Annotated in this window: 10 protein-coding genes; 3 read left to right on the top strand and 7 right to left on the bottom strand. The window is 38.3% G+C overall.

All coding sequences use genetic code 11. The annotated features are described in order from the left end of the window. Positions 1 to 3: 3 nt before the first annotated feature. The 3 genes from ABVM52_RS15425 to ABVM52_RS15435 all read left to right on the top strand — a co-directional run bounded on the left by ABVM52_RS15425 (position 4) and on the right by ABVM52_RS15435 (position 4,809). Positions 4 to 1,506 (top strand): ankyrin repeat domain-containing protein, encoded by a 1,503-nt coding sequence (locus ABVM52_RS15425; RefSeq protein ID WP_405381970.1) that lies wholly within the window; start codon positions 4 to 6, stop codon positions 1,504 to 1,506. A gap of 21 nt (positions 1,507 to 1,527) precedes the next feature. Next, a complete protein-coding gene (locus tag ABVM52_RS15430) occupies positions 1,528 to 2,013 on the top strand; it encodes a DUF2271 domain-containing protein (protein ID WP_405381971.1) in 486 nt (161 codons plus the stop codon). A gap of 600 nt (positions 2,014 to 2,613) precedes the next feature. Beyond that, positions 2,614 to 4,809, top strand: coding sequence for a PepSY domain-containing protein (locus tag ABVM52_RS15435; protein ID WP_405381972.1), 2,196 nt, complete (start codon positions 2,614 to 2,616; stop codon positions 4,807 to 4,809). 657 nt (positions 4,810 to 5,466) lie between these two features. On the opposite strand, the gene ABVM52_RS15440 is transcribed toward ABVM52_RS15435, so the two are convergent. The 7 genes from ABVM52_RS15440 to ABVM52_RS15470 form a co-directional block, all read right to left on the bottom strand. After that, entirely contained in the window at positions 5,467 to 7,437 is a 1,971-nt protein-coding gene (locus ABVM52_RS15440) for a heavy metal translocating P-type ATPase (protein ID WP_405381973.1), read from the bottom strand. A gap of 42 nt (positions 7,438 to 7,479) precedes the next feature. Then, a complete protein-coding gene (locus ABVM52_RS15445; protein ID WP_405381974.1) occupies positions 7,480 to 7,896 on the bottom strand; it encodes a Fur family transcriptional regulator in 417 nt (138 codons plus the stop codon). Between the two features lie 375 nt (positions 7,897 to 8,271). Continuing rightward, on the bottom strand, positions 8,272 to 9,243 hold the full coding sequence (locus ABVM52_RS15450) for a succinylglutamate desuccinylase/aspartoacylase family protein (RefSeq protein ID WP_405381975.1): 972 nt from the start codon (positions 9,241 to 9,243) through the stop codon (positions 8,272 to 8,274). A 99-nt stretch (positions 9,244 to 9,342) separates the two neighbouring features. Further along, positions 9,343 to 11,298: a sialate O-acetylesterase gene (locus ABVM52_RS15455; RefSeq protein WP_405381976.1), complete on the bottom strand. Its 1,956-nt coding sequence runs from the start codon at positions 11,296 to 11,298 to the stop codon at positions 9,343 to 9,345. Then, entirely contained in the window at positions 11,291 to 12,331 is a 1,041-nt protein-coding gene (locus tag ABVM52_RS15460) for a glycoside hydrolase family 43 protein (RefSeq protein WP_405381977.1), read from the bottom strand. Before ABVM52_RS15460 ends, ABVM52_RS15455 begins: the two co-directional genes overlap by 8 nt. A gap of 4 nt (positions 12,332 to 12,335) precedes the next feature. Next, on the bottom strand, positions 12,336 to 13,787 hold the full coding sequence (locus tag ABVM52_RS15465) for an MFS transporter (RefSeq protein WP_405381978.1): 1,452 nt from the start codon (positions 13,785 to 13,787) through the stop codon (positions 12,336 to 12,338). A gap of 24 nt (positions 13,788 to 13,811) precedes the next feature. Further along, entirely contained in the window at positions 13,812 to 14,963 is a 1,152-nt protein-coding gene (locus tag ABVM52_RS15470; protein WP_405381979.1) for an endo-1,4-beta-xylanase, read from the bottom strand. Positions 14,964 to 14,992: the final 29 nt, after the last annotated feature.

Consider the following 14,992-nt stretch of genomic DNA (forward strand, 5'->3'; position numbering starts at 1 on the left):
AACATGAAAACCGTTAAACAAATAGCCCTAACTGCTCTGTTGTTTGTAAGCTTTACAGGTATAGCTCAGCAGAAGAATGAACTTTTAGATCGTAAATTCTGGAAAAGCAACCCTAGTGTTGCCACTGTTAAGCAAAAAATAGCAGAAGGTAATGATCCGGTAATAAAAGACAGTAACTCTTTTGATGCCACTACATTGGCAATTACCAGTAAGGCTGATACCGAGGTAGTTAAGTATTTATTGTCGCTAGAGGGTAACGAAGTAGACAAGAAAACCCATGATAGTCGTATTTATTTGCATTGGGCTACGTATGCTGGCAATGCTGATGTGGTACAGTATCTTTTGGATGAAGGTTCTTCGGTAACGGCGTTGGATAGTCACAGATATACGCCACTTGCTTTTGGTGCAAATGCGGGACTTACAAATCCTGAAATCTATAGCGCTTTTGAGGAAAAGGGGGTTGTTTTGGCAGATGAGAAAAATGAGCACGGTGCCAATATTTTATTATTGGCGGCTCCATCGCTAAAAAGTGAGACGGATTTACAGTTTTTTTTAGATAAGGGCTTGGCTTTGGATAGTAAAGATGAAGACGGTAACGGTATTTTTAATTACGCCTCTAAAAAAGGCAATATAGAATTTCTAAAGTTATTGGTAGATAAGGGAGTAGATTACAAATCATTGAACAACAATGGCGGTAATGCTTTTATGTTCGCATCGCAAGGTGGGCGTGGTTTTAGTAATGGTCTACCTGTCTATACCTATTTAAAAGGTCTAGGATTGGAACCTAATATTGTTGAGACCAGTGGTAGAACACCATTACACCGTTTGGCTTCTGGAAATAAAGATGTTGCCATTTTTGAACTCTTCTTAAATGCTGGTGCAGATGTTAACCAAGCAGATGCCGAGGGTAATACTCCGTTCTTGAATGCTGCAGCAAGAAATGATTTAAAAATCGTTCAATTGTTCGCCAAAGATGTCAAGGATATCAATACTACAAATAAAGATGGGGAAACGGCATTAATGCTTGCTGCTCACGGTAATAAAGCTGATGTAGTTTCATTTTTAATTGAAAAAGGTGCCGATATCAATGCTACAGATACCGATGGTAATACGGTTGCTTACTACTTGGTGGATTCTTACAATAAGAGAAACGCACAAGCTTTTGATGCTAAACTCGCTTTGTTGAAAGCAAAGGGTTTAAAATTCAATACGGTTCAAGGGGAAGGAAATACCTTATACCACGTGGCAGCTAAAAAGAACGACCTGCAGTTAATGAAAAAAATTGCCGATTTTAATATCGATGTAAATGCTAAAAATGATGAAGGTATGACAGCTTTACATGTTGCGGCAATGAAAGCGGAAAATGATAAGCTTCTTAAATTTTTAATAGCAAAAGGGGCAGATGCTAATAGTAAGACCGAATTTGAAGAAACCGTTTACGATTTGGCAAGTGAAAACGAAATGTTGCAAAAAGGAAATACTTCGTTAAACTTTTTAAAGCAATAAAAAGCATAATTGATTATAGAAATGAAAAGATTTTTAAAATTTATACCGGCAGTAGTTTTGGTCGGTTCATTGTTATCGGCATTTACAGTAGTAGATAAAACAGCGGTAAAGTGCCTTATTCAATTAACCAATTATTCTGGTGAAGGTGCTTACTTAATAGTATCTATCGTAGATGACAATAATGAATATGTAGAGACCTTGTACGTACAAGGTAAAGACAGTGAATGGTATAGTGAAATTACGGAGTGGTGGAAATTCTATGGAAAGCATCGCCCAAATATCGATGCTATTTCTGGTGAAACCATTAGTGGTGGAGAAAGAGCATTGAATGTGCTACAGATTCCAAATGATAAAATAGACCAAGGGTATAACCTTCGTTTTGAAACTTCTGTTGAGGACAAAGGCTATTTTGCAGACGATATTCAATTTCCGTTAACTACGGAAAATTTGAAAACAAAGGTAGAAGGTAAAGGATTTATAAGGTATGTACGTATGCTACCTCAATAATTATTTAAAGTCGTCTTTGCGAGGAGCATTTCGCGACGAAGCAATCTGTTGAAATTAGGCCAATAGGTGAGTTTGGGTTTATCATTGAGCAGATTACTTCACTTGGTTCGTAATGACGTTTTAAGTAGAAATCGTCTTTGCGAGGAGCATTTCGCGACGAAGCAATCTGTTGAAAGTGGGCAATAGGCGAGTTTGAGTTGATCATTAAGCAGATTACTTCACTTTGTTCGTAATGACGTTTTAAATAGAAGCCGTCTTTGCGAGGAGCATTTCGCGACGAAGCAATCTGTTGAAAGTGGGCAATATGCGAGTTTGAGTTGATCATTAAGGAGATTACTTCACTTTGTTCGTAATGACGTTTTAAATCGAAAGCGTCTTTGCGAGGAGCATTTCGCGACGAAGTAATCTATTTAATGAAGGAAACATGTCACATTGAGCGCAGTCGAAATGCTTTTGGGCTACAACTCAATAAATTTTCGATTATGATAGAAATGATAATGAATATTTATTTTTCAAACACAATTAAACTTCCAGAATGGTCTTAATTAGCCATTCTGGAATTTTTAAATAATAATTGGCTATAAAACTACATCCCTACTTATGACCATTTCCATTTGGCGTTATAGCCATCTTACGCTTGCTTTAATTTCATCTTTATTTTTAGTGGTGGCTTCTATTACGGGTGTTATTCTTGCCATAGAACCCATTTCCCATCAAACAAAAGGATATGCGGTTGCAAATCTTGAGGAAGTACCTTTGGCAACTACTATAGATGCATTAAAAAATACATATGATGAGGTCTTGGGGCTAGAGGTGGAATCTTCCGGCTTTGTAAAAGCATCTGTATTGACCATGGAGATGGAAACCTTAGATGTGTATATTGATCCCGTTACGGCTGAGCAGCTTGGTGAAGTAGAAGAGCGACCTTATATATACACGTTTGCTACCAATGTACACCGTTCACTTTTCTTAAAAAGTATAGGTAGGTTCTTTGTTGGTCTAATTTCATTATTATTATTGATTATTGTTGTTACCGGATTGGTTTTATTAGCTAAGCGCCAAGGCGGATTCTTGAAATTATTTACAAAAGTCCAGAAAGATTACTTTGAACTAAAGTACCACGTCGTGTTAAGTAGATGGTTCTTTATACCGATCGTAATTCTTGCATTTACCGGGGTGTATTTATCTGCGGAAAAATTTAATTTATTACCGGAAACAACGGTTGACCAGGTGGAGGTACCGGTAAGCATTTCAGCCCAGAAATATGAAAACATTACTGATATTCCGTTTTTTAAGGAAACTACCTTGGCAGATATACGCCAGGTAGAATTTCCCTTTTCAGATGATCCAGAAGAATACTATCTCATGGCCTTGCAGGATAGGGAAGTGGAGGTAAATCAGCAAACAGGTGAAATTGTTAGCAGGGGTGATTACCCGTTTGTAACCTTGGCTTCTCGCTTAAGTTTAGTGCTACATACTGGTGAGGGCAACGTTATTTGGTCCATCATTTTATTACTCGCCAGTGCATCTATTTTATTCTTCATGTATTCTGGCTTTGTAATGACTGTAAAGCGAAGAAAGAAAGCAAAAGGTATTGCTCAAATGCCCAATAAGGATGAATGTGAATATATAATTTTAGTCGGTTCTGAAAGTGGTACGGCATTCGATTTTGCCCAGCGATTTTATAATGGGTTAACACAAGTAGGTAAGAAGGTCTATTTAACGGAGCTGAACAAATACACCACTTATTTAAAAGCAAAAAACATCATTGTTTTTACATCGACCTATGGTGAGGGCGAGCCGCCTACGAATGCCCGTAAATTCCCGACAAAATTTTTAACGGTAGAACAACCGAATACCATAGATTTTTCAGTAGTTGGTTTTGGATCATTGGATTACCCTGATTATTGTAAGTATGCAATAGAGGTAGACCGCCAGATCAATGCTTCAAAAAGTTTTAAGAGACAATTGCCGTTATTTAAAATTAACCAGGCAAATTTTGAATCTTTTGAACTTTGGATGACTCAATTCTCGAACAAAGTAGGTTTTACCATTCCGGTAGAGCGACCCCTTGTCAAGAAAAAGAAATATAAGAAAGTCGAATTTGAAGTAGTGGAACGAACGGAGTTAAATGTCGATGACACGTTCTTACTGCGTTTGCGTCCTCAATCTTCCATCGAATTTGTTTCTGGCGACCTATTGGCTGTTTTTCCTAATAATGATGATTTGGTTCGTCAATATTCCATTGCCCGTATAGGTGGTGATATATTGCTGAGTATTAAAAAGCATGAATTAGGAAGGGGCTCTAATTTTCTCTTCGGATTAAAAGTGGGACAAAGTATACATGCAGCCATTGATAGAAATGAGGAGTTTCATTTTCCTAAAAAAGCCAATAATGCAGTTTTTATCTCCAATGGTACCGGCATAGCTCCGTTCTTAGGAATGATCTCGGAAAACACGTCTCAGAATATCTCCTTGTTTTGGGGAGGTCGTACAGCCGCTTCTCAGGTAATCTATAACGATATTTTGGAAAATAAAGTTGCTAGAACGGGTGAGTTAAAACTTTTTACCACGTATTCACGAGAGGGGGAAGGACAATACATACAAGATGCTGTTGCCGATGAAAAAGAATTGATTCTTAAAACCATAGCTCAAGGTGGAACGATTATGTTATGTGGTTCTTTGGCCATGCAGCATGATGTGCTTGATGTAATTGAAAAATTGTTGGAAGACAACGATGCCATCTCTTTTGAAGCTTTCGAGCAGGGCGAACAGTTGAAAACGGATTGCTACTAATTTTTCTGACTTATAAGTTCTCGACTGCGCCTTCCTTTTCGGCAGGCAATCTCGAAATGACCAAGGAGAACAATCGAAACCGTCTTTGCGAGGAGCTTTTCGCGACGAAGCAATCTGTTGAATTTAGGCAGTATGCGAGTTTGCGTTTATCATTAACGTCATTACTTCACTTTGTTCGTAATGACGTTTTAAATTGAAGCCGTCTTTGCGAGGAGCCTTTCGCGATGAAGCAATATGTTGAAATTAGGCAATAGGTAAGTTTGCGTTTATCATTAAGCAGATTACTTCACTGCGTTCGTAATGACGTTTTAAATCGACGCCGTTTTTGCGAGGAGCCCTTTGCGACGAAGCAATCTGTTGAATTTAGGCTGTATGTGATTTTGGGTTTGTCATTGAACAGATTACTTCACTGCGTTCGTAATGACGTTTTAAATCGACGCCGTCTTTGCGAGGAGTTTTTCACGACGAAGCAATCTGTTGAATTTAGGCAGTATGTGAGTTTGGGTTTATCATTAAGCAGATTACTTCACTTTGTTCGTAATGACGTTAATTTAGTCAGCGTGTCACATTGAGCGCAGTCGAAATGCTTTTTGAGTAAGTGACTTACAAGTTTTCGACTGCGCCTTTTTTTTTAGGCAGGCAAGCTCGAATTGACTTTTAATCCCATTGCATTTTTTGAAGTCTTACCGCATTTAATATTGCTAAAAGTGCAACACCAACATCGGCAAAAACGGCTTCCCACATGGTTGCCATTCCACCGGCACCCATAGCTAGAACAATAAGTTTTATGCCAAAAGCCAATACAATGTTCTGCCATACAATTTTACGGGTAGAATTACCTATTTTAATTGCCGTGGCAATTTTTGTAGGCTGGTCGTTTTGTATAATAATATCAGCTGTTTCAATAGCTACATCACTCCCTAATCCGCCCATTGCTATGCCAACGTCACTAGTAGCAAGTACGGGGGCATCGTTAATACCATCACCCACAAACGCGATTTTGGTATCGGGTTGTTTCTTTAATTGCTCTACTTCTACAAGTTTTTCTTCTGGTAGTAATCCGCCTTTCGCCCAATCCAACCCTAATTCTTTGGCTACCTTTTGGGTGATGGAGTCTTTGTCACCAGAAAGCATGATGATTTTTTTTACTCCCGCTTTACGCATATTTGAAATAGCTGTTAAGGCGTCTTCTTTTAATTCATCGGCAATGGTAACATAACCGGCAAATTTTCCATCGATAGCTAGCATTACTACGGACTCTAGTATAGAATCTATCTCGGTAGGAACTTTTATTTGATTTGAGTTCATTAAACTTTTGTTCCCTGCTAAAACAGTTTTTCCATTTACTTTTCCCTTTAATCCTTTGCCTGCTATTTCCAGAACTTCGGTGGCGCTGTACGCACTTTTATCAGTAGCATGTACTAAAATGGCTTTAGCTATGGGGTGTGTGGACTGTGCTTCTATGGCGGTCAAGTAGCTCATGAATTCACTTTCTGTAAAGTGTTGATCTATAATAAGATCCTTGATTTTAAAGACCCCTTTTGTCAATGTGCCTGTTTTGTCTAGGGCGACCGTATTTACTTTGGTCATGGTGTCTAAAAAAGAAGCTCCTTTAAATAGTATTCCATTTCTAGATGCAGCACCTAATCCGCCAAAATACCCTAAGGGAATAGAAATCACCAACGCACACGGGCAAGAGATTACAAGGAATATCAAAGCTCTGTACAGCCAATCTTGAAAAATATAATCAGCAACGAAAAAGTACGGTAAAAATGTTAGCGCTATGGCTAAATAGGTAACAATAGGTGTATAGACTTTTGCGAATTTTCGAATGAACAATTCTGTTTTTGATTTTCTTGCCGTTGCATTTTGTACCATATCTAGAATACGGGCAATGGAACTATCCTTAAATGCTTTAGTGGTAGTGATTTCAATGACTCCGGATGTATTTATGCTTCCTGCATAAATAGGGTCTCCTTTTTTTAGGGATATCGGTTTGCTTTCACCTGTAAGTGCAGCCGTGTTGAACGAGCCTTTTTCTGAAATCAATGCTCCATCAAGAGGAACTTTTTCTCCGGCTCTAACCTGTATTTTTTCCCCAATCTGTACTTGCTCCGGAGCTACTGTAATATAGCTATGATCACGGAAAACCAAGGCGTGATCCGGTCGTAGATCAAGTAAAGCTTTAATGTTGCCTCTAGCGCGTTTTACAGCCGCACTTTGAAATAGTTCGCCCACACCGTAAAATACCATTACGGCAACACCTTCAGGATATTCGCCAATGGCAAAGGCACCAATTGTGGCAATGCCCATTAAGAAAAATTCGGTGAAAAAATTTCCTTTTTTAATACTTTGCCAACCTTCTTTTAAGACCGGTAAACCAACAGGTAGGTATGCTGCAATATACCAGGCTAATCGTATGTAATTTTTAAAAAATGGTAAAACCTTAAAATAGTCTAAGGTTAAACCAATCATCAGCATTGTAAGGCTGATGATTGCCGGTAAGTATATCCTATAATTTGTTGTTTTTTTGGTGGCTTCTGTGGTTTCGTCATTTCCAGAGCAGTGTGCACACGTACCTTGGGGTTGAGGGGAAGCTTTTTGTTTTGCTAGGTTCTTTTTCATCATACCACAAAGGTGGATAAAAGAACCGTGCAACAGAAGTGCATTTTAATGTTGACTGCATGATTCGCATATGCCCTTAATGACCAAATTGGCGTCTTCGGCTATATAGCCTTGGGGTAGATTTATATGCGGTATTTTATGCTCGGTCAAACAAACGGTTTTGTCACAATTGCAACAATGAAAATGTAGGTGAAGATCTTGATCGATTTCGCAATTACAACCTGGTTCACATAAAGCAAATTTAGAGACATTGGTGCCATCATCAATTTGATGTACGAGTCCTTTTTCTTCAAATGTTTTTAAAGTGCGATATAATGTTGTGCGCTCTGCTTTGTCAAAAGCGTTTTCAATATCGGTTAGGGCAACCGCAGAATTCTTGCCGGCCATGTACTTGTATATAAGTATGCGCATGGCAGTGGGTCGTACCCTTTTATTATGTAGCGTTTTTTCAATCTCGGTCATGCAAATTGTGGTTTTGTAATACCCGTAACACTAATGTAATCAATGTTCTACTGGTTTTCAACTTCATGAGATCTTTAACTTTAAATTATGTCATTTGGTCTGTATGGTTTCAGTGTTTTAAAAAGTGTAAAATACTGGTAATAGGAAAAATAGCCTGCTTTAACCTCTTTTTTAAATATTTAATCATTACAAATGTTCTTAATTAGGTGTCCACTAGGTGCAAAGCATTGCAACTATTGATTTTTAGACAGATCTAAAAATCTATTTGACCGTCTTTTTGTTGAGGGTGTAATGATCCTGTAATCAGTAAGGTAGCTGTTTTTAATTGTAGATGATCTTTAACTTTTGGAATTTATTTGCTACGCTGTTTTTTAGCTACTCAACATCATGGGCAATATGGAAAATAGCATCGCCTTGGTTGACAATTGGTGATTCATTGATACAAATAATATAACCGCTTTCCTTGGCTTTAATCTTCTTTTCAAAATACCCGAACGGACCGGAGATACTTCCAATTTCGTCACCTTTTTTAACGGCTTGCCCAACTTTTATATTTGGATGAAACATACCAGAGTGTTTTGCCCTGATCCATTTAGAGGAATGTACCAATTTGGGCACGGTTTCTTTAAGTGCATATTCAGCTAATTCTTTTTCAAAATTGCGAATACCCAAATGATGCATTAAGCGTAATGCTCCAACAACACCTGTATCTGTTATTTCATGGTCTATTTGAAGCGATTTTCCGCCTTCGTATAGCAATACTTTTTTATTCAACTGATGAAGTGTTTCTCGGAACGATTTTTCTCTTCCTGCGGACTTTACAATGAATTCCGCACCAAAGACCTTCGCCAATGCCAATCCGTCAACATCATCTCGGTCAATTCTAATTTGAGGGGCGTTAAACCGGCTGTCACCACCCGTATGGTAGTCAATACAATAATCTATGACCGGGGCGATATCTTTTACCAAGTGATGCGCAAATCTACTCGCCAATGAACCACGTAAGCTTCCAGGAAAAACCCTGTTTAAATCCCTGCCATCTGGAAACTGTCTGGTTTGGTTAAGAAATCCAAAAATGTTCACTACAGGAATACAAATGACCATGCCACAATCCGGACGGTTGAATTTCTTTGAGACTATTTGCCGTACTATTTCAACTCCATTGATTTCATTTCCATGAATACCTCCTGTAATCAATAAAGTAGGGCCATCTTTTTTACCACGCTGCACTATTACAGGAACCTCAATCTTTGTTCTTGTGTGTAGTTTGGCGATATCTAGATTTAACTGGGCGCCTTTACCTTTTGCTATTGTCTCACCTAAAACGGTATATTTTTTATTGAACATAAATCTTACCTTTCCTTTAATTGCTACTATAACCTAAAAGGTTGCAGTTTGGTATATTAAAAGCGGTAAAATTAGCATTTAAAATACTAAAAAGTATCGCTATTGTTCAGTAGTAAACGGACTGGCAGGCAAGCCTTCTTTGTTGTACAAATTAGGATTGTCCGGGTTATCTGCCCACGCATAGCGTACATATTTTGGAGCCCTGATGTCATCATGCCAAACAATTACTTTGTTGTTTTCAATTTTAGCGTTTGCCCATATAAAGTGTTTGTCTTTACCGGCAATAGCAAATTGAGCAGGAGGTTCACCATCTTTGGTAGTTAAGCCGCTGCCAATATTAGAAAAGGAGAGTATAATTTTATTACGTTCTACCGTATGGTTTTTATACAAAGGGCCAGAAAAAACAAGGTCCTCATTATAGGCCAATTTTAACGCGGCCAAGGCCATGCGTTCCCCAACATCTTTCTTGTTTTCTGGATGTATATCGTTCCATTCGCCTAAATCTATGTTTACGGTCATAGCGGTTAGTGGTAATGCTAAAGCTTTGGTTTGTGCATCTCTGAAGGCTGCCCATTTACTTTCTTCTGGAGTATAATTAACGTCCATAAAATTGGGAAGCTGTGCGTAGATAAAGGGTAAATTGGGTTGGTTAAATTGATTTTTCCAATCTTGAATCAGACCTTTTAGTAAAGAGGCGTATTTTTCCGGTTCACCCGAATTGCTTTCTCCTTGATACCATAATATGCCCTTAAGTGCATATTGGGTGTATGGGGCAACCATGGCATTGTATAATGCCGTTGGCTCGTTTTGCGGATTGAAAGTAAGACCCGATGATGCATCTACAGGGGCAAATACTTCACCTACCTTATATTGCCAATACCCTTTAAGGTCTATGGTATCGGTAGCTGTGCTCAGAAAGTATGGTTTGTCTGGAACAAATCCGCCTTTACCTTGATAATTGCTGACTCTAATAGTCAATACATTTTTTCCGCTTTTTAGAACGTTTTTAGGTATGGTATATTGACGCTGAGGATATTGATACGTGGTTTGTCCTATTTTGGTGCCATTAATATATACTTCATCGGCATCCACAATTCTACCTAGAAATAATTTGGCGTTGTCATTATCAAAAGTTTGCGGTATCTCTATGTCCTTGCGGTACCAAACCGTACCATTTAAATTTCTGATGCCTTGATCTTCCCAATACCCCGGTATATTTATTCGACGCCAATTTTTAGGAGTATAATTGGGGTCGTGCCATTTTAAAGGGCCTATCAACCCTTTATCCTTAATGGTGGTTACGATCTGATCTTTAATAGCTTTGTCCTGTTTGATTAAATCATTTATATAAGCGGTATCCTTATTTTTATCTATGGTTCTTAATAGGTCAACGTTATTGCTAAAACCTTGTTCACTGGTCCATGCCTCTATTCTGGTACCACCCACACTGGCATTGATCAACCCGATAGGAACGCCATATTTTTCATAAATCTTCTTTGCGAAAAAATAAGCTACCGCAGAAAAATTTGGAACTTCCTCTGGCATAGCTACTTCCCATTGGCCGCCTTTTACATTTTCTAGTGGTCCGTTAAGGTTTGTATTCCTAGGGACTTTAAAGTGCCTTATTTTGGGATAATTGGCTTCTTTAATTTCCTTGGCATACGTAACATCATGTCTATATAGTTGATGCTCCATGTTAGATTGCCCCGCCACCAACCATACATCTCCTATATAAATATTATGTATAGTAAGCTCGTTGGTTGCTAAAACTTTAAGATCATAGGGTCCGCCAGCTTTCATTTTAGGAAAGGTAATGCGCCATTCGCCGGTGTTGGAAGCTCTTGTTTTTAGCGTAAGTTCGTCTAAGGTCAAAATGATTTCTTCCCCTTGCGATGCCCAGCCCCAAATATTTATTGGAGAATCTCGTTGCAATACCATGCTATCCCTAAAAATTTGAGGTAATTTTACTTGTGCAGAACTCGTTGAGGCCAACAAGCTTACCACAAGTAATAAAATAAATTTTATAGCTTTTATTTTACTAGTGTGATTATGCATTTTTATAGGGAGAAATGGTTTTAATATGGCCATCTGGCATATGTTCTATTTCTGTCATTTTAACGGACCTTAAGTGTGTTACCCCTTTGGATAAACTGCTATCGTGATAGAATAAATACCATTTATCTTCTACCTTGCAGATAGAATGATGTGATGTCCAGCCAACTACAGGTTCCAAAATTCTGCCGCCATAGGTAAATGGCCCGTAAGGATTGTCACCAATGGCATAACAAATATAATGGGTGTCTCCAGTAGAGTAGGAGAAGTAGTATTTCTCATTATATTTATGTACCCATGCCGCTTCAAAAAAACGCCTTTCGTTATCTCCGGCCAATAATAAATTTCCATGCTCATCCAAAATTTCTACCTCTTTCGGTTTTTCTGCGAACTCTAGGAGGTCATTGGTTAATTTGGCTACATAGGGGAGTAAAGCCGGTTCATTATTTGCCGGTAAGTGTGCTGTTGGACTTTCAGGATTTTCAGGATTGAATACACCTTTACGCCAACGCTGTAATTGCCCGCCCCACAGGCCTCCAAAATACATATAGTAGTTACCATCACTATCTTCTAGAACGGCTGGGTCAATGGAGAAACTGTTTTTAATAGGGTTGTGTTGGGGAGTAAATGGACCTGTGGGACTATCACTTACCGCAACTCCAATTTTGAAAATGCCATCATAAGCTTTTGCCGGAAAGAATAAATAATATTTATCCCCTTTTTTAGCGGCGTCTGGGGCCCACATTTGTTGCTCTGCCCATGGAACATCTTTTACGTGTAAGGCAACGCCATTATCTTTTGCCTCGGCATCAATGGAATCCATGGATAATACATGGTAGTCTTCCATAGCAAAGTGACTGCCCAAATCATCAAAAGCTTCACCAGCATCTATATCGTGAGAAGGATAAATGTATATTTTTCCATCAAAATAATGTGCAGAGGGATCTGCGGTATATATGTGTGAAACTAAAGGTTTTGATATGGCTTTCTTGTTTAAATCATCAAAATCAATATGTTCAATACTTTCTTCTGGCATAGTTTTACGCTTTTCTTCTATTTATTAAATCTTGTTCTATCTGAACTTCCATCTTTTTGTTTATTTCGTAAAAGAACAATAGGGCAATGGCTAGGAAAAATGCAATTGAAGGATAAATGCTTACCAGCATTTTTGTTCCTTTTATGGCGGTTTCCGGTTGTACTATTGTTTCGGTATTTCCAAATTTGTTGGGAATGTAATTATACAGTCCAAGAATCCAGGTTACCAATGAACTGCCTATGGTCAAGCCTAATTTAAGCCCGATCATCATTGCAGAAAATATGATTGCGGTTGCCCTTCTGTTATTCTTCCATTCAGAATAGTCCGCAACATCTGCAATCATGGCCCACAATAAGGGTATGGTAATACCGTAGAAAAAACCATGTAATATTTGGGACAAGAACATTAATTCTACAGATGTAGGAGCAAAGAAATAAAAGATGGCAATGAACAGGGTCGAGATAAAAAGGGCGGATCCAAATACATCACGCTTTCCAAATTTATCCGCTAATGCTTTGGATAGTGAAATGCCTACGATCATAAAAATAATTCCCCCGGCGTTGAACAGCCCAAATCCTGCGGAAATGGGATTATCTCCAAAAAAATCGACACCTATACTGGTAAGGCTATTGAGCAAAGGTCCTATAAATTCTGCTAGACTATTGGCATCGACATAATTTTCAAAATAGTATACATAAGAACCTCCTTTTAAGGCCAAGGTGATAAATACTAAGGTGGTCAACAGTAACATGAGGATCCAAGGCCTATTTTTAATTAAATCTCCTAAATCTTCCCTTAAGCTAGATTTCTGTTCTGGGGTAGGTATTACCCGCTCTTTTGTTGTGAAGAAAGTGATCAGTAGCATTATGGTCCCTATAATGGCCAAATAGGTCATTACCTTTTCAATACCTACGGCTTTATCCCCACCGCCGGCATATTCTATAATGGGCAACATAAATACCTGAACAAAAAATTGAGCGAACATGACCGCTACAAAACGGAAGGATGAAATACTGTTACGTTCTTTCATACTACCAGTGATAACCCCGCTCAATGCAGCATAAGGCAAATTGTTGGCCGCATATAACAATAAGAGTAGGGTATAGGTGATCGCTGCATAGGCTACTTTCCCTGGATAATCAAAATTGGGTGTACTGAAAGCTAAAAGCGATACCAGACCTAAAGGAATGGAAGTAAACAATATCCACGGTCTAAATTTACCCCATTTGCTTCTGGTCCTATCTGCCAAGGCACCAACTATGGGGTTAAAGGCAAATGCCGCAATCATTCCTACCAGAAATATGATCATAGAAGCATCTTGAGTCTCTAAGCCATAAATATCGGTATAGAAGTATGCTAGGTAGGTAACTAAGGTCTGAAAAACCAAATTGGCGGATAAATCCCCTAAAGAATATCCAATTTTTTCTTTTAAGGATATTTTATGATCGTTGTTCATGTAGAATAAGTTTGGTTGAAAAATTTAAAATGTACTGTCTTTTGCTACCTGCATAACACTATGGTAGGCTTCCTTTGTCTTAAATTGCCTATCAAACAAAAGTGGATAATTGGTTCTGTTGTCTATGGGCCAATTGTTAAGCCATGTCTGCCCATCATTTACCCCCCAAAAAGTAACTCTGCTTATTTTATCTTGATGTTTCTTGAACAAAGCAAAAATATCTTGGTAGCGTTTTGCCAATTTATTGCTAACAGAATCTGGCAATTGTTCCGTATAGGGATTCATGAACTCACTACCTTCAAAGTTTTGGCTAACTTCGGCTCCTTCCAAATCCCACGGATTTGGTAAAGCGGTAATATCCAACTCGGTAATCATGACCTTGACGCCCAATTCTGAATAGGCAATAATACTTTCTTCAATTTCTTGCAACGAGGGACCTTCTAAACTCCAATGTCCCTGCATTCCTATACCGTCTACTTTTGCACCCTGTTCCTTAAGGTTTTTAACCAGTTTAATTGCCCCTGCCCGTTTTGCTGGTTGGGTCATGTTGTAATCATTATAATACAATTCTACATTTGGGTCAGCCTCTTGGGCCCATTTGAATGCGTTGGTCAAATATTCCGGGCCTAATTTTTCTAGAAATACCGAGTTACGCAACGTACCATCTTCATTTAAGGCTTCATTTACCACATCCCAACCATGTATTTTACCTTTATAGCGAGAGGCAATGGTCTGTACATGGTTTTTTAAGCTGTTATGCAGTTCTTCCTTGCTATCTATTTCGGCAACCCAGGGAGCCAATTGGCTATGCCAAACCAAATTATGACCAATAAATACTAGATTATTTTTTTCGCTAAAATCAATGTAACGGTCTGCCATTTCAAAATTGAATTCACCTTGTTGTGGCTCCATAAACATCCATTTCATTGAGTTTTCTGGTGTAATGGTATTAAACTGTTCTTTTATTAACTGAACTCCTAAACTGTCTTTCCCGGTAATTTGGCCATCGTTTACAGCGGTCCCCATTAGAAAGTGATTTTTATACGCATCTTTTAATGTTGTGGCAGCCTCAATTTTTTCTGATTTTTGGTCTTGTTTGCAATTGATAAATAAAATACTACAACATAAAAGCAGAATGAATTTGTTCAATTTATGGGGGGAGTATGATTGTTTCATAAGTTGTTATTTATTTAAGTTGTTGTTAA

Origin of the sequence: Maribacter sp. LLG6340-A2, from assembly GCF_045057105.1 — a bacterium.
Taxonomy (GTDB): Bacteria; Bacteroidota; Bacteroidia; order Flavobacteriales; family Flavobacteriaceae; genus Maribacter.